The organism is Nostoc sp. C052, from assembly GCF_013393905.1.
In the GTDB taxonomy this organism is placed as follows: Bacteria; Cyanobacteriota; Cyanobacteriia; order Cyanobacteriales; family Nostocaceae; genus Nostoc.
This window is the reverse complement of record NZ_CP040272.1, coordinates 6,252,963-6,273,346: the sequence shown is the minus strand read 5'-3', so window position 1 is coordinate 6,273,346 and position 20,384 is coordinate 6,252,963. Positions and strand designations below refer to the sequence as shown.

Here is a 20,384-nt window from a genome sequence, read left to right as displayed (position 1 = left end):
TGTCACTTTTCGGCTGACAATCCTCAATTTGCGTGAATCTGAATATTGTTGGCTTCAAAGGCTTGCCGTACCCGTAGACGGAACTCTCGCCCAACGCTCCATTGTTCCATAGGTGCGGTTTTAATCCAGACGCGCACTGACATACCTGTATGAGATAGGTCATCAATCCCCAACACTTGGGGCGGTTCTAGCAGGCGATCGCGCCATTCTACTTCGCTATACAATTGTTTGCATACTTGCTTGAGAATCTCTAAAACCTGCTTGGGGTCGTTTTCATACGCCACTACAATGGAAAAGTCTACCCGCGACCAGAGACGGGTTAGATTGCTGACATTCATGATATTGCTATTGGGAATGGTAATTAGTTTACCTTCGTTATTACGTAGTTGAGTCACCCGTAGATTGAGATTTTCCACCAGTCCGCTTTTATCCCCAATCTCAATTACATCTCCCACAGCAAATTGATCCTCCATCAAAATCAAGCAGCCATTGACCAAATCTTTAATCAGACTTTGGGAACCAAGAGAAATGGCGATACCGATGACAGCGCCCCCTGCTAAAATTGAACTGGTGGGCATATTAAATGCGTTTAAAGAATGCAAGATACCCAAAGTAATGAAAATAAAAGTGATTAATCCTTTGAGTGCCCCGGAAACTGTTGCAGCTCGTAGCGCAATCCTTTGAGTTTCACTCAAAGGGAGATAGGAATGTGTTGTCCAGACATCAGTGAGGCGGTCAATTAAGGTTTTGCCAATCCGAATAACAAGACTGATGAAAAACCAAATAATCAGTAGCGCCAGGGGTCTGGCTAAAGCATCCTTCGACCATCTCATGAGGTAGGGGACGCTATACATGATGACCACAATCCCGATGTACCACATTAGAATAAATGCCCAAAACAGTAGCCATGTGAGCAGAGAATAGATCCCCAGTTGGCGCTTGAGGCTGAACTGTCGCCGGATCGTTTCTAGAAACTGCGATCGCTGATGGGCGATCGTGTCTGCATCTGTTTTCTTTTCGCTGGTTTCTATTGTGTGAATAGTTGTGGATGTTTCTCCCTCAGCTCGCTTGACCACACCCTGTTTCACCGCAGCTATCTGCTCTTGATGGCGAACTTCCAATGCCGTCTGTTTGCGAATTAGAGTTCGCCGCAGTAACCACAACACAACACTTCCCAATAGTAAGCCGATGCTAATTTGCATTGCCTGCACAATTCGTTGCCACAATATCTCATGCGAGAAGAGTCTATTAATGCGTTCTACTTCTGCTTGTAATATTTTTTGCCACTCCTGCGCCAATTCTTCCAGAGTTTTCCCGTGGTAGTCACCATCCGGCTCTGTTACTGTTACCAGCCTTAAAGGACGGGTCGTTTGATCGTCACTGAGCTGGAGGATTAAATCCTGATTCAAAATGGCAATAGAAACCAGAGGAGTTTGTTTAGCTTTGTTAGTTCGGTCGAGCGCTCGAATCAGCCGTTGCGTAATTTCTTCGGCACGTACCTCTACTGGAAGAGATCCGTCTGGCGGTTGGCTACGATTAAAAATAGTGGGAGAGACAATCTCAAACAATAAGTTTCTGTCTAAGGGTGAATGCACAGAGGCAATTTCATACATACCGAGGCGGGTAACACCACTAGGCGGCTGGCGCGGATCGTTGGAAGCTGCGGTAGGTAACGAAGGCAGTTGACTATGAGCGATCGCACTCCAACCAAGTACTATTGCGATCGTCATCACGCTGACTAGCACAAACCGAATTATTGAATGGAGGAAGCGATTAAACAGGAACATAATCTCTGGTAAAAAAGGGGAAAGGGGAAAGGGAAAAGGGGAAAGGGGAAAGGGAAAAGGGTACAGAATTTATAACTTTTCCCCACAAGGTATAAAGCCCCTGTTTTTAAATAGGTCAAACAAAAAAAGAAGATAATACCCGCCACGTAGTGCGTTCGCCCTTGGCGTCTTGTAGAGAGAAGGAAGCTGCGTCTTTATTTGAAACCCCTGCTTTTAAGTCACTGGTTCCCTTTTCCCTTTTCCCTTTTCCCTTTCCTCTTTTCCCCTTCTTGGTAAAGTGATTGAGCAACTCCGATCTTGAAGCCATGCTCACCTTGCTCTTGGAGTCATGCTCTACTGTATCAGGCACTCTCGATCGCCTCGGCATTTCGGCTGGATCTACTCTAATCAACCTAACTGTGTTGCACCGCGCACCCTCGCAATCTCCGCACGCGCGGCTTTGGCTGCCGGACTATCGAGACTGTCTGTAGATGCAATTGCTGCTGCAAGATCGATCGCCGCATCGAGTATGAACCCGGCGCGTTTTGCCGTGTCAGGCCCGGATGAGGACTTGATCTCTCTTAGGTAAGCTCGCCGATCTTTCGGTCGGTTGGAAATCGCAGCCAGTTCGGCTTCTGTCACGATTCCGTTTGCAACATCGTCAGCCAAGAGGACGCGGACAAACTTGCGCTGACGCTGTTCGGAGAACCGCCACGCAAACAAAATCGCAACCGTTCCAATGGCGATGCCAATGGGCCCGAAGCCGATAAACCCAATAATGGCATCCCAACAGCCATGAGCCAGACAAGCCAACAGAAAGAAACCTACCAAAACCCCGAGCCGATGGACGAACGAGCGATTTTTCGCTTCTAGGAAGTAGCCAAACCCCGTACCCGCAACCGCCGTGTAGAGCGAGTGACTCCAGAAACCGGTCGCTATGCGTACAATCAACACATGCAACGTACCAGCAACCTGCTGTGACCCAAAGCTGGCGTCGGGGGCGCCCACAATGTAAGACACGTCTTCAAAGACCTGAAAGCCGAGACCCACAAACGCACCAAGCAGAAACCCGTCGTAGGCGTTGCGGAAATGGTTGCGTGCTAGTAAAGCGAGCATGACGAGTCCGACGAATTTGGAGCTTTCCTCCACGATGGGTGCCGTGAGGGCCGGACTCCAATGGCTATAAAAGTCGAAGCTGGTCAGCTTCGCAAATAGCGATAGGATTGCACCATTGCCAGGGAGCGCCATGACCCACGGCGCTACTAGTCCGCCCCAGAGGAAGCCGAGGAGCGCAAGCTTGGCTGGCTCACGTTCATACCGATCTTTGTGCGTGAGAAACCAGATCCAAGGCAGGCAATAGAGTGCCTGAGACGAGAGGGCGATGAACAGAGCGCTGGGATAGATGGCGCTGCCGAACAAAAGTCCGCAGAAGACGTAAATGCCTTTCAGCACGAGCAACCAATACAGGTAGCACGCCGGGTTGTGCGGCTGAAAAAATCGGACGGAATTGCTCCAGCCTGAACGATCGATGGCAGCTTTGCGGATTGTGTCCTCACTCTTTGAAGTGCTAATCACGAATCGCCCTCCTTTGGTTTAAATGTGATGCTCTTAATCATGTCAGCGATCGGTTGCTCCAGTTGTGTGGAGGTAGCGGCCGGGCCCTTCACAATCACTTCGACTGCCTGACCCTTGCGATCGACGTATGCGAGCAGTAGACCAGTATAGTCGGAACCATTAATTCTCTTAGCTACTCCGGCAACCTTTTGCGGTGTTGTAAAGGGAACTGGTTTACCCTCGACAACAAATTCATTCTGGTCTTTCACGATCTGGTTGAGGAGTTCCTCGGCAGTTCCCTTCCAGACGCCGCTTTTGACGCTAAACGTGACGCCATCTTTGAAGACCACTGCGTTTGATGAACTCCCGGCAGGGAATGGGACTTTAGTTATCACCCAGCCTTGGGTTGGCGTAAAACTTACAGGACCGACATTATAAACTGTCCCTGCTAAAACCTCCTTGTTATGAACAGCCTCGTTGATGGCTGGCATGACTCCAGACCATAAAAACACCACAAGATAAACGCTCGCCGTCGGCCAAATGAGGCGACGATCGAGTCCAAGCAGTCGATATTCAACCGGTACAGGGGCTTCGTGTCTTAGGGGGGACATACAATTTTCCTTTTTGCGGTGCTAAACAGGCGTGAAGCTGATGAGGGTGATTTGTGTTTTACCATGTCTCAAAAGATGGTCGTTGGTAGCCCAATACTTCTCGGTTAAGGGGAAAAGGAAAGAAAAAACCTTTAACCCAAACCTGATTCCGAGTTAAAAATGCAAAACCCGAGAAGTATTGGTTGGTAGCCACCGAACTATATTAGGGAATTCCAAATAAAAAAATATCCCATTGCTTTTAGGGCAGAGGAGCAGAGAGCAGGGGGAGGAAAAGTCGTTGTGATTCCAAAAATTGGATAATTTATTTTTTGGAGTTTCCTTATATTGGGCAGAAAATTTCTGCCTAAGATCCCGCGTATAATACGCTGTTGGAGGTGTTTGGACTGTTGCACTTCCAGCGATCGAGAAAACTGTTAGGAGCGATACGTTTATCGCATCGCTCTTAACAGTTTTCAAGCTTTTGTTTAGTATTGAAAAGCAACCATCACAAGATACCGACTGAAAGTTCAAAAGGAACCGTTCGATTTCTATCCTTATTGCCACCCTTTAGATACACACGAACTGTATAGTTGCCACTCTCTGACAAACGAATGTTTCCATCGTTGCCCGATATTGAGCTGTTATAAATTGCCCGATCTGTGCTGTCTGGTGAAAGAATGTTGAAGTATGCTGCTCCTTTGGTAATCAACGAAACCGATATCGTCTGTCCTGCCCGCGCATTCAGAATGTAGTCATGGTATTGGTTGCCCGCGATCGAAGACTGTATATAAGTGTTGTCTTTGCCAGTGGAAAACCGTACAGTCGTATGAGCCTGAGCTAACGACGGTGCAGTGAAGCTAAATGTGAGCGATGTGGTGATGACTGAGGCGGCTAAAACACTACGAATAAGAGTCAAGGCAGAGTTTTTCATGTGATAGTTTCTCCTCATTGCTTATTGTTCTAATTAATTAGCAACCCGTTCAGCTTAATTAAATTACCCCAAGCAAAAGTATTAATCTTCAAATTTGAAGATTGGTACTATGTTGTTGATGGTATTCAAATCTATCTAAATGTATCTTGATTGTTGTTTTATCGTTTTGCCTTTAATATTTCTTCAGACTTACCTCAATTTTTCGCCTATTAGCTAGTGTCGAAGGGAGCAATGCGATCGCGTCTGCACCAACATTAAGTCTTCACTGCTAAACAAGAAGGTCTTGATGCCACCGATAGAGCGAGTTTGCAACCTGCGAAGACATGGGTTTCGTCAAGACAAAGACGAAACCCAACAATACAGCAGACTAGAAACGAGTTCTGCCACTGCTCCAGTCACCGGAATCGCAAGTACCACGGAAATTCTCAATCCCATTAATGGCAATCCGTCCACTGCGTCGATCGATCTCAACACGCGGATGATTTAGCCCATTTACTTCGTATTTTCCCGTGATTTGCTCAGGTGTGACACGAAGATCCTTGAGGTTCCACCATCCATCAGTACCGCCTGAATTAATTGGTGGGATGAGCTTTCCGGCCAGATGAATTTTTCCCTGCCTATTACGAATCTCGACTTGAACCTCAGAATCAAACTCGTCTGTCGAAGACTCTATACGATTTTGCAGTTCATAGCGATGACGACTTGAGTTCCATTCATAGCTGTTGCGGCTTTCAATACCTGGCTTGCGACCTTCACCGTAGCAGATTAAGGTCAGTCTTTGCCGCATTGAGTTGCCACTGTTGCGCTCAGGTGCGCCTTGCTCCCGGAGATAGGTATCGATCGCAGCTTGAGCTTTACCAATTTCTTTTGAACTACAGGAACGACCATTTTGAAGTAGCTCCCCTCGAGGGCTAAAAAGGACTGTGCAACCGCTTCCTCGTGTCATCCCCGTCACACTTAAATTACCATTGTCTACAGTATCGATTATCGCTTGAGCATTTACAGAACTTGCGACTGTAAGCGTGAGTAAACCCAGCGCGATCGGCGTTAAAGCTCGCAATGTTTTCATTGTTATGTTGATTGTTGTTTTGAATATATATAAATTGATTGGATCGCTCTATCACCAGGAGGTTGAATGGTAGAGTCAGTAGACCGAAAAGTTTTGCCAACGCCAAAAAATAATACCATATGATACCGTTTTTGTATAATTAAGTGATTATTTTTACTTACAGAACGTTGTCCAGCAAAAGATTTTAACCGTTCTGGTAAGCCCGCATTTCTCAAAAGTTTCAGGCGTTTGATGGAGCAGAGGGGCAGAGGGGAAAAACTTACTGCAACTGTTCCTCTGCACAAGCGATCGCACTCCAACCAAGTACCATTGCGATCGTCATCACACTGACTAGCACAAACCGAATTATTGAATGGAAGAAGCGATTAAACAGGAACATAATCTCTGATAAAAAAGGGAAAAGGGAAAAGGGAACCAGTGACTTAAAAGCAGGGGTTTCAAATAAAGACGCGGCTTCCTTCTCTCTACAAGACGCCAAGGGCGAACGCACTACGTGGCGGGTATTATCTTCTTTTTTTGTTCGACCTATTTAAAAACAGGGGCTTTATACCTTGTGGGGAAAAGTTATAAATTCTGTACCCTTTCCCCTTTCCCCTTCTTGGTAAAGTGATTGAATAACTAAGTCTTAGTGTCGGTCATCGTCCTACTTTAATTCTCTATCATCAATTAATTTCAGTAGAACGAAAATTTTTGAAAGCTCTACATCCAGAACAGAGGTGCTTGAAAGGTAGATTAGAAGCTGATTTAGGCAATGGTGTTTCCAAGGAAAAATTAAGGACTGATCAGGCTTCTGAAAAAATTTTCGATCCACTGATTAAGAAGGTTTACAAATGTTAACTAGCAAATACACATTTAGGGGATGATATAAAACGTTATCTTCGTTGTCATAACTCAGGAGTTTTATGGCGATCAAATCTTCAAATTCTTTTTTAGCGGTAGCACTGGCGATCGCTTCTTTGAGTTTTCCCGCATCCGTCAAAGCCGATACTGTGAATGCCCGTTGTGATGTATTCCCAAAAGGAGAAGACCGCGCCACATCTTCTGGGCCGTGTACCTTTTCCCAACGGCAGGGTACGGTTAGCATTCAACTGGAAAATGGTAATAGCTATGACCTGCTCCCTTCGGGTAATCGACCCGGCAATTATCGCGATCAAAATGGTAATGCTGCCTATCGACAAGCTGGACTTGGCGATCGAGGACAGATTTATCGTCTGGCCAATGAGTCGATTTTTGTCTATTGGGATACATCTGCCAATCGACAAAACTCAGGTAACAGAAATGGTAGGGTTGCTGCTAGGCGTCAGCCGGAAGCAGGTACTACCGTCCCTCGGTTGCGCGATCTAGTTGGGGCAAGGGCTGGACAGGCAGAAAACGCAGTGAAAGAACGGGGCTATCGATGGGTCAAGAGTGATAATTCAGGCTACGGCTACTGGCTAGAAGGTAAAACCAACTACTGTGTAACAATTCAAACAGACCAAGGACGCTATCAATCGATCGTTTACACAGGAGGTTCAGGAGATTGTCAGAAGTAGTTGCTATCTGGAAACACAATCGAATTTAGAGGGCATTGAAAGGATGTTTTAAAAGTTAGCCGAGAAAGCTGAAACCCGCATTCCTTGATTCAGGCACAATGTATGAGAATTCCCTTGGACAATGCTTATTCACGAAACAATCAGAGTTTCATACATTGTGCCTTAAGGAGTGGATGTTACGTATCGGCTCAATCAACTAGGGTAGCAGAGAAAAATAAAAAGGTTTGCAAGATATATGCAGCGTTATTAAATATGACACATAACGCAAAAGCTTCTTATCTCTAACTGACAGTAGCACTTCGCGATCGCCTTACCAATTCTGATTCGTTATTTTTCTGAATAATCACGATACATTTTTAACATGAAATTTTTTTGTGAATATCGGTTAAAGGGGAAAGGGGGAAAGTTGTAAATACATCCTTTACCCCTTCTCCTTTAACCAATTCCCAGACCATAAGAAAAGTGAAGAGTGCTTATGCGAACTGTATTGACGTAAAAAGGATTGGGGATTGGGTTTTCACTACCAAGTGGTGGCGACGAATTGCATTTATGATATACCCAAGGTAGATGTAATAGTATCTAATATGTGCTATCTACTCAATACTGCCAAGTGTAGGATTGAAAATTAGTATTTTTCTACATAAAATAAAAAATCTAAAATTAAAATTTGGTAACACTGATGGTTAGGAGTGTTAGAGTTTCAAGAAATTCACCGGAACTTTTCAGCGGGTATTCATGCTGAAGAAACTACAGAAAAAGCAAATTTCGATAATCGCGGGTGCAGCACTGTTTGCCTTTTTAGCTGGGGCAATGGTATCAGCACCGGAGATCGGCAAATCTCTAGGGAAATGGCTCAAACTGAGTCAGAATAAAACGGAGCAAACATCAGAGGCGAGTAAGGCTCAATCAGCCGTCTTTCCACTGATATCACAATCGCTGCCAGAACGGGCGGCAAAACTAGCAGCGATCGCCCAAGAATCGCAATCGCCAGACCGAAATCGCGCTCGTTATCTTTTGGCGAGTGATTACATTGAAAGAACCCAAGGGAAAAAAGCCTTAGTTTTACTCCAAGGACTAGAAAAAGACTATCCCATCCTCGCGCCCTATATTTTGCTCAAACTTGCCCAGGCAGAAGATATGCTGGGTGAGGATGGCAAAGCCTCGGATCTCAGGCAAAAGGTGCTGAAACAGTATCCCAAAGAAGCGGCCAGCGTGAAAGCGCTATATCTAATTGCTCAACCGAAGCAACAAGAAACCGCGATCGCTCAATTTCCTAGCAATCCTCTAACTTGGGAAATTATTCGCAAACGCTTGCAAGAAAATCCCAATCAGCCCAATTTACAATTGATTTTGGCTACTTATGCTTATGACCAACCAGGCATAGTAGGCGTTTTAGATCAGTTAGTCAAACAGCCTACCCTGAAACCCGAAAATTGGGAACTAATTGGTACAAGCTATTGGGAAAATAGTCAATTTCTGAAAGCGGCCAATGCTTATGCCAAAGCACCCAAAACATCGCGTAACCTCTACCGTACCGCACGAGGGTTACAGGTGGGAGGCAAAGATAAAGAAATAGCGATCGCCACCTACAAACAATTGGTGCAACAATTTCCAAATACTGAGGAAACTGGGAATGCTCTACTACGGTTAGCAGAAACCGCAAAAATCCCTAAAGACGGCTTACCCTATCTCGATCAGGTAATTAGTAAATTTCCAAAACTTGCTGGTACTGCACTGGCACAAAAAGCTAAAACTCTCCAAACTCTCAAGGATCAAAAGTCAGCTAGCGCCGCATGGCAAATACTCATAGCTAAATACGGTAATTCTGATGAAGCCGCAGAATATCGCTGGAAAATAGCCCAAGATAAAGCCAATGTTAAAGATTACGTCGGTGCTTGGCAATGGGCAGAACCAATTGTTACCAACAACCCCAACAGTATTTTGGCTCCGAGAGCAGGCTTTTGGGTAGGTAAATGGACGGCTTTACTAGGCAAGCAGCAGGATTCTAAAACTGCTTATGAATATGTGATTAGCCAGTTTCCTTATTCTTACTATGCTTGGCGAGCCGCAACCATGCTAGGGCTAAATGTCGGCAACTTTGATAATGTGCGCGCCATGAACCCAGAAGTAATTGCACCCCAACGTCCAGTACCGCCTGCTGGTTCTGAGACTTTCAAAGAATTATATCTGCTGGGTCAAGACCGCGATGCCTGGTTACAATGGCAAACAGAATTTCAGAACAAACTTCAGCCAACGGTAGCAGAGCAGTTTACTGAAGGGTTGATGCGGCAGGCTAAGGGAGAAAATCTCATCGGAATTGACAAAATTTCTAAATTGGAAGACCGCGAAATCCCCGCAGAACTGGCCCAATATCAAACTCTGAGCAAACAAATCACCTACTGGCAAGCCCGTTATCCATTTCCCTATCTTCGGGAGATTGAAAAGTGGTCTACTGAGCGTAAACTCAATCCGCTGTTAGTCACTGCCTTAATCCGTCAGGAATCACGGTTTGAGCCAAAAATCAAATCCAGTGCTAACGCCACTGGTTTAATGCAGCTGTTACCAAGCACCGCTCAATGGATTGCCCCACAAATCAAGGTGGATTTCAAAACCATAAACCTAGAAAATCCCAACGATAACATCATGCTAGGTACATGGTATTTGGATCATACTCATCAGCAATATAACAATAACTCTCTGTTGGCGATCGCTAGTTACAATGCTGGCCCTGGCAATGTCTCCAAATGGCTGCAAACTCTAACTACACAAGATCCAGACGAGTTTGTTGAAGAAATTCCCTTTGATGAAACCAAAAATTATGTGCGGCAAGTATTTGGCAACTACTGGAATTATCTCAGGCTTTACAACCCAGAGATATCTGGCATCGTCGCCAAATACTCGACTACACACCCAAAACTACCAGCGCGATAATCTGAGAAAGTTATGAGTTGTGAATGTTGAGTTATAGCTGTTCTCACTCAAATGCGGTACGAAATTATATCGCAAGATGTAGGGGTAATTCATGTAGACGCACTCGCGTTCACGTCTCCAAGAGTTGCGGCTTCCCCCAGGGTACATTGGTGTCAACTTAACGTGAAACCAAATCTAGAACTAGCTTTTAGATTGCCTCGTTCCCAGTCTCCGACTGGGAATGCTTGTCGTTGAGGCTCCGCCTCTCGAACTGGCGACAGAGCCGCTTTTGAGTTGCATTTCCAGCCTCCGGCTGGAAACGAGATTTGAAAAGGGTTTCAGCTTAAGTTGACACCTATGGTAGGATGCCAACCCCACAATGTTGGATAATTTATTTCTTGGAGTTACCTAAGTGTTAATATATCTTAATATATACTTAAGTGTTACTTTTTTTGCACCCCCCTTAATTTTCGTGCCCAATGGAGTTAACTTCAAAAGAATTTAAGTCAGAACTGATATTAGAAATCCAAGCCTGCCTGCAATTGGCAGTACCTTTAGTAATTACTCAAATATTAGAAGCGGGCATTCCTTTATTAGATGGGGTGATGATGGGCTTACTTAACAGCCAAGCTTTAGCTGCGGGTGCTTTAGGTGCTGTTACCTTTTCGACTCTAGCTTCTATTTGTCGTTCTATTCTTTCCGCTGCGGGTGTGAGTGTTGCAAATGCTTTTGGTGCAGGAAAAATAGAGCAAGTTAGCCGTGCTACCGGTCAAGGAATTTGGTTAGCAGTGACGATGTGCTTACCTGTGATGTTTATTATTTGGCACTTTGACTATATCCTACTGGTGACTGGTCAAGAAGAAAGCAATGTATTATTGGCTCAAACCTATTTACGGTCTATTGTTTGGGGTTTTCCTGCTGCACTTGGTTTTTGTATTTTAAAAGAAGTTAGCTCTGCCCTCAATCGCCCCCAATTCTTAATAGTAATTACGGTAGCTGGACTATTATTGAATGGGGCTGCCAATTACATCTTAATGTTCGGTAAATTTGGTTTCCCAGCCCTTGGGTTAGCTGGTATTGGTTGGGCAAGCGTACTCATTTTTTGGCTGAATTTTATCGCTGCCGCCAGTTGGATTTGCTTGGATAACTACTTTAAAGATTACCAACTTGATTCCGCTCTGCATCACTTTGATAAAGATATGTTTTTAGATATCTTCCAAACTGGATGGTTTTTGGGATTACAGTATGGAGCAGAAATTGGAGTATTCACTGCCACTGCTTTAATGATGGGGTGGTTTGGGACAGAGACTTTAGCAGCCCATGAAATTACTGTCGAAACAGAAAGTTTTGTCGAAACAATATCTATAGGTATTTCCTATGCCGTCACGATGAGAGTAGGACAGTTGAGGGGACAAAATGACCTTAAGGGTGCAAGCAGAGCGGGATTTGTCTGCATTGCCCTTGCTACTCCCTGCGTGAGTATTGTGGCACTAATTTTTTTGCTATTTCCTAACTATATTGTGGCAATGTATTTGGATACCAGTAATTTAGATAATATCGAAATAATTAAAACGGCAATTTATTTTCTAGGCGTAGCAGCAATAGTCCAGATATTTTATTCTATTCAGACTATTGCTGCTGCTGCTTTGATCGGCTTGAAAGATACCCGAATACCAACCTTAATCACTATGTTTGCTTACTGGGGAGTAGGTCTAGGTGGGGGCTATCTAATGGCATTTACTTTTGGTTGGGGCCCGATAGGTTTATGGTTGGGTTTAATGCTAGGGCTACTCATGGGTGCGGTGTTTTTGATTGGGCGTTTTTATCTTTTGACTTCCGAGATTGAGTCTGTTGAACAAACCTAAAAACGGCGTTGCTGATTACGGTATGAAAAATAATTTTGCGTTATTTAAAAATCCTTGTAGAGAAGTTACATTGCAACGTCTCTACATCCAAATTCATACCTCGATTCAGCAACACCCTAAAAACTTCAACCTTTGTACCTTTGCCATGCAGAATCGACTATTTCAGCAATGATTTCTGTGTATGTCACACCACCTAAACGTCCCATAATTACTAGGTCTGAGCGGATATGGTGTAGTCCTGGCAGTGGGTTAACCTCCATAAAGTGCAATACACCGTTAGCATCGCACCGCAGATCCACACGGGCAGCGTCTCGGCAACCAAGGGTATGGTAAGCATCGAGCGCTAGCTGCCTCGCCTGTGCTGCCAGTGGTTCGGGATCTATGAGCAAACGATAAGATACCCGTTCTAGATACTCATCCTTGTTAAGGGTGGTATAAGCAAAAGCTTCAGCTTGTCCTGTAAAAATTACTTCCATCACACCTACTACTCGTGAGTTGCTGCCGTTGCCAACAATACCCACTGTTACTTCTCGACCTGGAAGAAAGGTTTCTATGAGTAGTGGTTGCTGAAAAAGTTCACGTAACAATTCATAAGTATTTACTAGTTCCTCGCGTTCTTTGACAAGAGAACGCCCAGTTATCCCTTTAGAACTGCCCTCCGCCAAAGGTTTGAGGAAAAGTGGCATTGATAGCGATACGGCTGCTGCTTCTGCGGTAGTACTCACCACTTCAAAGGGGGCTGTTGGCAAACCGCGATCGCGCACTACTCTTTTAGCAAGCGCCTTATCTAGCGTTAGGGCGCAGGTGAGTGGATCGGAAAAGGTGTAAGGTTGAGCAAATAACTCGCAGACTGCCGGGACTTGGGCTTCGCGGGAGCGACCCTTTAAACCCTCAGCAATATTGAAAACCAGATCCCAGTGATCGCCTTTAGCCAATCGTCCAGCAAGTTCTCTACCATTGCCCACACGTTCAACCTGATGACCTAACTTAAATAGGGCATTTTCCAGCCCGATAATAGTTTCTTCATCGTCGAACTCCATCACCTCAGATGCACTAAAACCAGCCTTCAGGTAGTCTACCTTCAGGTCATAACACAGACCAATGAATAACCCCATAGCCCGATAATTCTCAATGAAAAAGCTTTTTCTGTTAGCTTGAATTTACAAATCAGGTTCTTAATTAAAATAATTTCAATTACTAATTCTTCAATTGAGTTGAAGATAGCTCATCAACAACATCAAACCATATAGGAGATTTATCGTCAGGAGAACCGTTGTAGTTGGCAGTAATTTCTTCTCCTGCTTCGATATCTCGGTAGGCAATATACTCCACTTCTCGTTCAGCGAAGTTTTTCACATAATACGTATTGGGATAGTAAGAATGGTTAAACAAGGACACTAAACCGAAGGCGATCGCTGCTGCTTTATCTTCCCAATCATAGTAATAGTTACCCAAGACTGTTTGATCGAGCAATTTAACCTCTTGTGCAGGTATAACCACAACTGGCGCTCTTTCAATGATTTCTCCCTTTAAAAAGTGCTTCTGTGCGAAGACACCTCGACCTTTGATGTTTGTATTACCAACAATTAACATTCCAACTAATCTCCTGCAATTATTTAGTTTTTTAGTTTGCCATAATCTAAAAGAATCATTCCAATTGTCCCTTTTAGATCATGGCGATCAACTCATATACAAATATATAGTGTTATCCTTGCTCTACTGGATCTATATATGTGTACTTCTTACCTGCCCAATTTTGCACTGTAGCTGTGCCTTTCTCATAAGCAAGTAGAGTTTCGGCTTGAATGGGGACTTTGCCACCACCACCAGGGGCATCAATTACATAGGTTGGTACAGCGTACCCAGTAGTATGACCGCGCAATTTAGAAATTAAATCCAGTCCAGTTTGAACACTTGTTCGCAGATGTGCAGTGCCAACTACTGGGTCGCATTGGTAAAGATAATAGGGACGCACACGCAGCTTGAGAAGACCGTGAAATAGATTTTTGAGGGTTTTTTCAGAATCATTCACACCTTTTAACAGCACGGTTTGACTGCCTAGAGGAATGCCGCCATCAGCGAGGCGATCGCAAGCTTGTGCCACTTCTGGGGTAAGTTCCCGCACATGACAAAAGTGCAAAGACAGCCACACACGATGTTTCCGAAGCAAGGCAACCAATTCTGGTGTAATTCGCTGCGGCAAAAAACTCGGCACACGAGAACCAATTCTGATAAATTCAATGTGCTTAATAGCACGTAACCGCCCAAGCAAATTGTCTAAAGGTTCATCAGACATCAACAAAGGATCGCCACCGGAAATTAGCACATCACGAATTTCGGTGTGTTCTTCTAGGTAAGTGGCGATCGCATCTAAGCGCCGCGTTACTGGGTACATCTCACCTTGGCTTACCAAACGAGAGCGGGTGCAGTAACGGCAATAAGCAGCGCATGTATCTAAGGCAAGGAGCAACACGCGATCGGGGTAACGGTGTACAAGTCCTGGCACTGGGGTGTCGTTGTCTTCACCGCATGGATCTACCATATCTGCTGTACTGACGATTAGTTCTTCTTGCCGTGGTATCACTTGTAACCGTAGTGGGCAAAAGGGATCTTCTGGATCGAGTAGTGATGCAAAGTATGGTGTTACGGCGACAGCAAACTTTTCTGGTGCGATTAAAAGTCCCTGTTCTTCGGTAGCACTCAGCCTTAGTAACCGCTGAAAGTGTTCCAGCTTAGTCAACCGATGCCGCATTTGCCAGCGCCAATCGTTCCAGCGTTCCTGGTTGTAAGTCTCTCCCAAAATCTGACAAATTTCTGCACACCGAACATCGCTCACTAGAGGATCTAGAGTAGTCTTTTTGATCATGATTAGAACTAAAGCTGAGAATAATAAACCAATCACAGCCTAGTTTGTTTAGCTACATTAGTCGATAGAAGAGAAAAATATTGACAAATGTTACCCTAATCTAAATCAATAGAGAAAAAGCCCTTGAGGAGAATTCAGAATGAATTCTGACTCCTGACTCCTGAATTCCGTTTCGATAAATAATTTACAGGAAATTATGATTGACAACCAACCTCATCTCACTTATTGCGATGTTTGGCGGCATGGCGTTCATAATCTTCAAATCTCAGCTTTGCAATTGTGCTTCTTGAAAAGGCTCATCATAATGCTCTGATCTTCATCAGCTTCATCAACTTGCTCGGTTTATCTTCGCTTTAAACTGAGCGTAAAACTCTTTGGGAGCCTCATCGAAATACTTAAATAGAGCAGGGCAGAGCCATCCTTCCCGATCTAAATCTGCACTATAATACCAGTTACCTCGATATTCTTCACGGTGCCAGTCAAACTTGAGTTGATAGCCAGGAAAGGGAAATGCAGAAAATACCAAACTGAACCCTGATTCTGCATCTGGAATGTGTGCCACCATTCTTTCAATAATTTCATCCGCCCCTGCCACAAAAGGCTCCCGAACTAGACTTACATTTTCATCGTCAAACACCCACATCTCACCGAATTTATAGGGATGAATAACCATGATTGAGTTCATAAAGTTTACTTGCAGTTAATACCGTTTCACCTTAATAATCATACAAATACGTTGGTAGAGGTACAGCAATTGGTATAATTCCCAAATTTACAGGCTTTGTGTAACTAGGGAATAAGAATTAAATAACATACAATTTATGTCCCTGGTTTACCTCACCTTCAATCCCTCTCTTTATAAAGGCTACGGTGTACACAAAAGTCTGAAATAGCTGAAAAACCCAAGGTTTTACCCCACCCTAACGCTGCCCTTATATAAGTCTATTAAAAGAACACGATTTTTCTTTTTTTGAGCAAGGTGGTAGCCCAAGTTCATAGTTAAACTTGTCTTTCCTACTCCTCCTGATTGGTTAAATAGCGCAATAATACAGGTTTTGCTCACAAGTGATAAATTATAGTTGTAATTAAAAATGCTTCTAATACTGGCAAATTGTAGCGCTAGAGCAGGGGTAATACAACTGGGCGAGGTGAGAAATTTGGAGCGTGATGCCTGCGGCGGGCTATTCGGCGTCGCTTATCACTGGCTGCTGATTTGCTTTTTGGATCAGGTTTTGAGCTACTTTGATGATGTCTGCGGCAACAAGCTATGCATATTTTGCCAGAAGAGCGCCCTCTTTCTTCATACTTTTTTTGGCGACGGTATTGATAAAATCTGGGTTTTCCAATATGATTATTACGTTTTACGTTCTAACTAACAATATCATGGTCATAATATCACGCTATGAACTTGACTAAATGTCAAGTTGTGTAAGCTGATAATTCATAGATATCTAGTCATTAATGCAATAAAAAGAAAGTTCAAGTCCTTAAAACTATGAGATTTAAAATAAAAACATTTAGTGAGTCAGAGGGGAAAGCATGGCTTAACCATAAATTGATTTTAGATATCTTTGTTATGAATTACACAATTTTAGGTTTGTTTTTCGGCTTGTATTTAATATTATTAGATCAGTTCTGGTTAAACTTATTAGGTACAATACTCATCACTCATACAAGTATTTGGGCTGCATTACTAACCCATGAATTCATACATGACACAATATTTCAAAAACATAAAGTCAATTATGGCTTTGGTGTTTTAATGACAATAATTAGTGGAGCTTGCTATGTTCGCTATACGCTTCTGAAATATCAGCATCTTGAACATCACCGTCACAAAGTAGGATATGATGGTTTCTCTATTACTAATTGGGTCTTAAGTCTGCCATACATTGTACGACTAATAATTATAACACTAGAATTTTTTTATATTCCTATTTTGAGTTTTGTTTCAAGATGGAGAAGTTTATTTTTACCGATGATTCGTTCACAATATAAAAATATGCGTTGGCGAATTATCGTTGTTTTTATTCTGCGCTCAATGTTTTTTGCCACTTTATACTTCATTCATTCTTGGAGCATATTATATATTTTTTTAGCACATATACTCATGCTCAATATTTTAAGAGTATATGATTGTTATCACCATACATTTGCCATCATCCCTTTAGGAAGTTCAACAATAAAGCTAAATAAAGATTATGAACAAAAGAATACTTACTCTTCATTAATTAGCCGTAAATACTACTGGCTTAATTGGATATTTCTTAACTATGGATATCATAATGCCCACCACTATAAACCTCAAGCTCACTGGTATGAGCTACCGAAAATTAATGCAAATCTTTATTCTGATACAGTAACACATTGCATATTTTTTCGTGATTTAATCCTTTGGTATCACCGAAATAGAATTAAAAGAATTTATAATGGCTTAGGTATGCCAATCGTTGAACAAGGTAAACTAAAAATAGATAATTTTTGGGGAATAATTATGAATATATCATTCATTGTTTATGATATACAATGAAATCATAATTTTAATTAATTTAATCTCTCTTTAATATATATATCAGAAGAAAATGGAAGAAATTTTCATATTAAGAAGCGCAGAAACAAATGAAGACAACCCAGGATTTTTCTTTAAGCAATTGTCAAAAACCCCGGGAATAAAAAGCCAAATTTCTATGTTTATAGCTACTATTCAACCTGGAGAGCATGTTCCCCCGCACTTTCATCCAGATGGCTCGGAAGCAATGATTTATAATCTTAGTGGCTCAGTGGAAGTTAAATATGGGCAGGATTTAAAAAAATCCGTTATTGTTAACACCGGAGATTTTATATATATTCCAGGTAATGTATTGCATCAAGTCATTAATTTGAGTGCAACTGAGCCAGTAAAATCAATTATTGCTTGTAATTTTGATGTGATTCAAGAGATCGATTATTGCTTATAACTCCCAATAAATTCTCAATAATTCGTGACTTTCACAGATTGGAAGTCAAAAATATTTGTAACGCTAATTTTTTTAACTGCCAAGGCATCACCTTTTTTGTATTGCTCTAATGCCTGATGTTGCCATTCATCAGTTGGCTCTCCCGATTTTTCTAAGAACAGATTAATTACCGCTTCTAGTGTGAGTTCTGTTGATACTGCTGCTTGCACCATTGTTTTATTACTCCTTAAAACCAGACTTTTTTGGTTCTACCGTAGATACACTCGGTTGGATTAAGTTGAGGTGTGTATGGGGGAATAGAGTACATAATGATGTCTTTTGGGACAGCCAGATGACGAGTTGTGTGCCAACCGGCTTGGTCTACAAGTAAAATAATTAGCTTGTCACCTTGAGGATTAACTTGAGCCGCAAATGCCTCAAGTGCAATTTGCATCACAGTTGTATTCACCCTAGGTAAAATGAACAAACAGCTATTACCAGTTTGAGGATGAACAAAACCGTAGGTATATTAAGCACTTGTAGCGCGGATAATGATGAGCAGTTGGACGTTGACCAATGAGCGCCCAGGTTCGACGCACCACTGGTTTAAGCCCTAAACGCGCCTCGTCCTGTGCCCAAACTTCTACATGCTTATGAGGGCATAACCAACGCATTAATTGGACGAAAAACTTCAGTTGAGCTTTAAAAAACGCCCTTTGCTCTGAGGTAGCGCTGCGCTCATGTAAAGGTCTCGGCGCTTGTAAACTAAAACCTAAGCGTTTGAGATAGTGCCATTCGGTTGCCCGATGTATATGGATGCCAAACTGTTGTTCAATCAATTCCCCAACTTTTGGTTCACTCCACAAACCACCATCTTCTGGAGGTAGCTTTAATTTTTCAAAAAGTTCTTGAAGTTGTTCTGTTTTTAAGGCTTTATGTTTTCCTCCTGGGCTTTTTTTATGCCCGTCTACAATACCCTCTGGTTCATTAGCATTGTAACGTCGAGCAATTTTACGTACCCAATCAGCACTTAAGCCTGTAATCAGAGCTACTTGCTCAACTTTCATCGGATTACTAGGTCGGCTCAATAGCCGAATTACCAGCCATCGGGTGCGTTCTTTAACATCTCGACAACGACGGTAGCGTTGGGTTAACTCTGCATAATCCACGTGAGGAGTGATCTCAATCCGAGTCCGAGACATCATTGCACACTGATTTTACTTCCCGTAAATAATACTATCTATCGCAACTTCGTATTATAAAGCTACGGTGTACACACAAGTCAAAAAAAGCTTGATTTTCCATTGTTTTCTTGTTGCTCTCGAACATAAGCTCTGCATGGGAATGCCTGATTTAGAGGCTCTGCCTCCAGTCAGACATTGAGTCCGAGACTCAATGAATGCATTCCCAGTCTGAGACTGGGAACGAGAAAAGTACTATCAAACAAGGTTTTTAGGACTTGTGTGTACACCGTAGTCTTTATAAAGAGAGGGAAGCTAGCAAAAAAATTGTAGATTGGGTGGAGGCTTTGCGTAACCAACCTAAATAGATTGACTTTTATTTCATATATCTTTACGTTTTTACCATATTCTGGTAGAGCAATAGTGTAAATACGTTCTTATGATGTTGCTAATTAATAAGTCAATAGGGACAATCTCGTAAAAACAAATATCTTGGGTGCTTATTACATTGTTTGAAGTTATGTAGCCTTTTGATTACGGCCTATCAACCACTGCGGTAGACTATGCGTTGATTATGATTCTTTCGCAGAGAAGAACACTCGAAAGGAGCCGTTTATTCAATGTCTCATTCCGTAAAAATCTACGATACCTGCATTGGCTGCACCCAATGCGTCCGCGCTTGCCCTACTGATGTACTTGAGATGGTTCCTTGGGATGGCTGTAAAGCTGCTCAAATTGCCTCTTCACCCCGTACAGAAGACTGCGTGGGCTGTAAGCGTTGCGAAACCGCTTGTCCCACCGACTTTTTGAGCATCCGGGTTTACCTGGGCGCTGAAACAACTCGCAGTATGGGTCTAGCTTACTAAAAAGCTGAGTGCTGATCGGAGTGCTGAGTGCTGAGATAAAAAGAAGTAAATCACAAATACAATTTTTTGATTCTTCACTCGGAACTCAGCACTCTTCATGAAATCGTAATTTTAGATTGGGGATATAATCTCTGGGTATCTAAACCCTAGAAGCCGCATTTTTACCGTCAGGTCAAAAGCTAACGGTTAATCCGTTGTAAAACCCTAAAATCAATAACAATACCTAGTGGTAGAGGGAGTAAATTACTCCCTTTTTTCTTTGCAAAACGCCGAATTTGTGCTAAACACTATACTGGATTTAATCATCCTGAAAAAAAG

Annotated in this window: 20 protein-coding genes and 1 pseudogene; 7 read left to right on the top strand and 14 right to left on the bottom strand. The window is 42.9% G+C overall.

From position 1 onward, the window contains the following. Positions 1–23: 23 nt before the first annotated feature. The 6 genes from FD723_RS25920 to FD723_RS25895 all read right to left on the bottom strand — a co-directional run bounded on the left by FD723_RS25920 (position 24) and on the right by FD723_RS25895 (position 5,910). Complete coding sequence (locus FD723_RS25920) at positions 24–1,787, bottom strand: mechanosensitive ion channel family protein (RefSeq protein WP_256874926.1); 1,764 nt, start codon at positions 1,785–1,787, stop codon at positions 24–26. Between the two features lie 115 nt (positions 1,788–1,902). Further along, positions 1,903–2,136, bottom strand: coding sequence for a hypothetical protein (locus FD723_RS25915; protein ID WP_179067932.1), 234 nt, complete (start codon positions 2,134–2,136; stop codon positions 1,903–1,905). A gap of 38 nt (positions 2,137–2,174) precedes the next feature. Further along, complete coding sequence (locus tag FD723_RS25910) at positions 2,175–3,341, bottom strand: PrsW family intramembrane metalloprotease (RefSeq protein ID WP_179067931.1); 1,167 nt, start codon at positions 3,339–3,341, stop codon at positions 2,175–2,177. Further along, positions 3,338–3,811 (bottom strand): hypothetical protein, encoded by a 474-nt coding sequence (locus FD723_RS25905; RefSeq protein WP_179067930.1) that lies wholly within the window; start codon positions 3,809–3,811, stop codon positions 3,338–3,340. The genes FD723_RS25910 and FD723_RS25905 overlap by 4 nt, the downstream gene beginning before the upstream one ends. A 604-nt stretch (positions 3,812–4,415) precedes the next feature. Continuing rightward, entirely contained in the window at positions 4,416–4,841 is a 426-nt protein-coding gene (locus FD723_RS25900) for a hypothetical protein (RefSeq protein WP_179067929.1), read from the bottom strand. A 367-nt stretch (positions 4,842–5,208) separates the two neighbouring features. After that, positions 5,209–5,910 carry a hypothetical protein gene (locus FD723_RS25895; RefSeq protein WP_179067928.1) on the bottom strand — a complete coding sequence of 234 codons (702 nt, stop codon included), beginning with the start codon at positions 5,908–5,910 and terminating at the stop codon, positions 5,209–5,211. Positions 5,911–6,812: 902 nt separating this feature from the next. On the opposite strand from FD723_RS25895, the gene FD723_RS25890 reads away from it, so the two are divergent. The 3 genes from FD723_RS25890 to FD723_RS25880 all read left to right on the top strand — a co-directional run bounded on the left by FD723_RS25890 (position 6,813) and on the right by FD723_RS25880 (position 12,217). After that, positions 6,813–7,442 (top strand): hypothetical protein, encoded by a 630-nt coding sequence (locus FD723_RS25890; RefSeq protein WP_179067927.1) that lies wholly within the window; start codon positions 6,813–6,815, stop codon positions 7,440–7,442. 735 nt (positions 7,443–8,177) lie between these two features. Next, on the top strand, positions 8,178–10,373 hold the full coding sequence (locus tag FD723_RS25885; RefSeq protein ID WP_179067926.1) for a transglycosylase SLT domain-containing protein: 2,196 nt from the start codon (positions 8,178–8,180) through the stop codon (positions 10,371–10,373). A gap of 458 nt (positions 10,374–10,831) precedes the next feature. After that, positions 10,832–12,217 (top strand): MATE family efflux transporter, encoded by a 1,386-nt coding sequence (locus FD723_RS25880; protein ID WP_179067925.1) that lies wholly within the window; start codon positions 10,832–10,834, stop codon positions 12,215–12,217. Between the two features lie 125 nt (positions 12,218–12,342). On the opposite strand, the gene FD723_RS25875 is transcribed toward FD723_RS25880, so the two are convergent. From FD723_RS25875 to FD723_RS25855, 5 genes and pseudogenes are all read right to left on the bottom strand, one after another. Next, positions 12,343–13,332 carry a D-alanine--D-alanine ligase gene (locus FD723_RS25875; protein WP_179067924.1) on the bottom strand — a complete coding sequence of 330 codons (990 nt, stop codon included), beginning with the start codon at positions 13,330–13,332 and terminating at the stop codon, positions 12,343–12,345. An 82-nt stretch (positions 13,333–13,414) separates the two neighbouring features. Then, positions 13,415–13,810, bottom strand: coding sequence for an SET domain-containing protein (locus FD723_RS25870; protein WP_179067923.1), 396 nt, complete (start codon positions 13,808–13,810; stop codon positions 13,415–13,417). A gap of 112 nt (positions 13,811–13,922) precedes the next feature. After that, positions 13,923–15,083, bottom strand: coding sequence for a KamA family radical SAM protein (locus FD723_RS25865; RefSeq protein ID WP_179067922.1), 1,161 nt, complete (start codon positions 15,081–15,083; stop codon positions 13,923–13,925). A 328-nt stretch (positions 15,084–15,411) separates the two neighbouring features. Then, a complete protein-coding gene (locus FD723_RS25860; RefSeq protein ID WP_179067921.1) occupies positions 15,412–15,768 on the bottom strand; it encodes a DUF6717 family protein in 357 nt (118 codons plus the stop codon). Between the two features lie 252 nt (positions 15,769–16,020). Continuing rightward, positions 16,021–16,146: pseudogene (locus FD723_RS25855) on the bottom strand (ParA family protein); the annotation flags it as partial. 94 nt (positions 16,147–16,240) lie between these two features. Here FD723_RS25855 and FD723_RS25850 point away from each other — a divergent pair. From FD723_RS25850 to FD723_RS25840, 3 genes are all read left to right on the top strand, one after another. Then, positions 16,241–16,459 (top strand): hypothetical protein, encoded by a 219-nt coding sequence (locus tag FD723_RS25850; RefSeq protein WP_179067920.1) that lies wholly within the window; start codon positions 16,241–16,243, stop codon positions 16,457–16,459. A gap of 119 nt (positions 16,460–16,578) precedes the next feature. Beyond that, complete coding sequence (locus tag FD723_RS25845; protein ID WP_179067919.1) at positions 16,579–17,613, top strand: fatty acid desaturase; 1,035 nt, start codon at positions 16,579–16,581, stop codon at positions 17,611–17,613. A gap of 52 nt (positions 17,614–17,665) precedes the next feature. Further along, on the top strand, positions 17,666–18,040 hold the full coding sequence (locus tag FD723_RS25840; RefSeq protein ID WP_179067918.1) for a cupin domain-containing protein: 375 nt from the start codon (positions 17,666–17,668) through the stop codon (positions 18,038–18,040). A gap of 14 nt (positions 18,041–18,054) precedes the next feature. Here the strand turns inward: FD723_RS25840 and FD723_RS25835 are convergent, their stop codons facing one another. From FD723_RS25835 to FD723_RS25825, 3 genes are read right to left on the bottom strand one after another with little or no spacing between them, the layout of a single operon-like run. Beyond that, positions 18,055–18,252, bottom strand: a complete 198-nt coding sequence (locus tag FD723_RS25835) for a hypothetical protein (protein ID WP_179067917.1) — start codon at positions 18,250–18,252, stop codon at positions 18,055–18,057. A gap of 14 nt (positions 18,253–18,266) precedes the next feature. Further along, positions 18,267–18,476 carry a hypothetical protein gene (locus FD723_RS25830; protein WP_179067916.1) on the bottom strand — a complete coding sequence of 70 codons (210 nt, stop codon included), beginning with the start codon at positions 18,474–18,476 and terminating at the stop codon, positions 18,267–18,269. A gap of 37 nt (positions 18,477–18,513) precedes the next feature. Then, the gene (locus FD723_RS25825; RefSeq protein ID WP_179067915.1) at positions 18,514–19,224 is read right to left on the bottom strand and encodes an IS630 family transposase; all 711 of its coding nucleotides are present in this window, start codon (positions 19,222–19,224) and stop codon (positions 18,514–18,516) included. 596 nt (positions 19,225–19,820) lie between these two features. Between FD723_RS25825 and psaC the strand changes: the two genes are divergently transcribed. Further along, positions 19,821–20,066: a photosystem I iron-sulfur center protein PsaC gene (gene psaC / locus FD723_RS25820; RefSeq protein WP_015175986.1), complete on the top strand. Its 246-nt coding sequence runs from the start codon at positions 19,821–19,823 to the stop codon at positions 20,064–20,066. Positions 20,067–20,384: the final 318 nt, after the last annotated feature.

Bases quoted from the DNA above. Each gene is read 5' to 3' on its own strand.
- FD723_RS25920 (WP_256874926.1), bottom strand. From the start codon at position 1,787: ATGTTCCTGTTTAATCGCTTCCTCCATTCAATAATTCGGTTTGTGCTA.
- FD723_RS25905 (WP_179067930.1), bottom strand. From the start codon at position 3,811: ATGCCAGCCATCAACGAGGCTGTTCATAACAAGGAGGTTTTAGCAGGG.
- FD723_RS25900 (WP_179067929.1), bottom strand. From the start codon at position 4,841: ATGAAAAACTCTGCCTTGACTCTTATTCGTAGTGTTTTAGCCGCCTCA.
- FD723_RS25895 (WP_179067928.1), bottom strand. From the start codon at position 5,910: ATGAAAACATTGCGAGCTTTAACGCCGATCGCGCTGGGTTTACTCACG.
- FD723_RS25890 (WP_179067927.1), top strand. From the start codon at position 6,813: ATGGCGATCAAATCTTCAAATTCTTTTTTAGCGGTAGCACTGGCGATC.
- FD723_RS25885 (WP_179067926.1), top strand. From the start codon at position 8,178: ATGCTGAAGAAACTACAGAAAAAGCAAATTTCGATAATCGCGGGTGCA.
- FD723_RS25880 (WP_179067925.1), top strand. From the start codon at position 10,832: ATGGAGTTAACTTCAAAAGAATTTAAGTCAGAACTGATATTAGAAATC.
- FD723_RS25875 (WP_179067924.1), bottom strand. From the start codon at position 13,332: ATGGGGTTATTCATTGGTCTGTGTTATGACCTGAAGGTAGACTACCTG.
- FD723_RS25870 (WP_179067923.1), bottom strand. From the start codon at position 13,810: ATGTTAATTGTTGGTAATACAAACATCAAAGGTCGAGGTGTCTTCGCA.
- FD723_RS25865 (WP_179067922.1), bottom strand. From the start codon at position 15,083: ATGATCAAAAAGACTACTCTAGATCCTCTAGTGAGCGATGTTCGGTGT.
- FD723_RS25860 (WP_179067921.1), bottom strand. From the start codon at position 15,768: ATGAACTCAATCATGGTTATTCATCCCTATAAATTCGGTGAGATGTGG.
- FD723_RS25845 (WP_179067919.1), top strand. From the start codon at position 16,579: ATGAGATTTAAAATAAAAACATTTAGTGAGTCAGAGGGGAAAGCATGG.
- FD723_RS25840 (WP_179067918.1), top strand. From the start codon at position 17,666: ATGGAAGAAATTTTCATATTAAGAAGCGCAGAAACAAATGAAGACAAC.
- FD723_RS25835 (WP_179067917.1), bottom strand. From the start codon at position 18,252: ATGGTGCAAGCAGCAGTATCAACAGAACTCACACTAGAAGCGGTAATT.
- FD723_RS25825 (WP_179067915.1), bottom strand. From the start codon at position 19,224: ATGATGTCTCGGACTCGGATTGAGATCACTCCTCACGTGGATTATGCA.
- psaC (WP_015175986.1), top strand. From the start codon at position 19,821: ATGTCTCATTCCGTAAAAATCTACGATACCTGCATTGGCTGCACCCAA.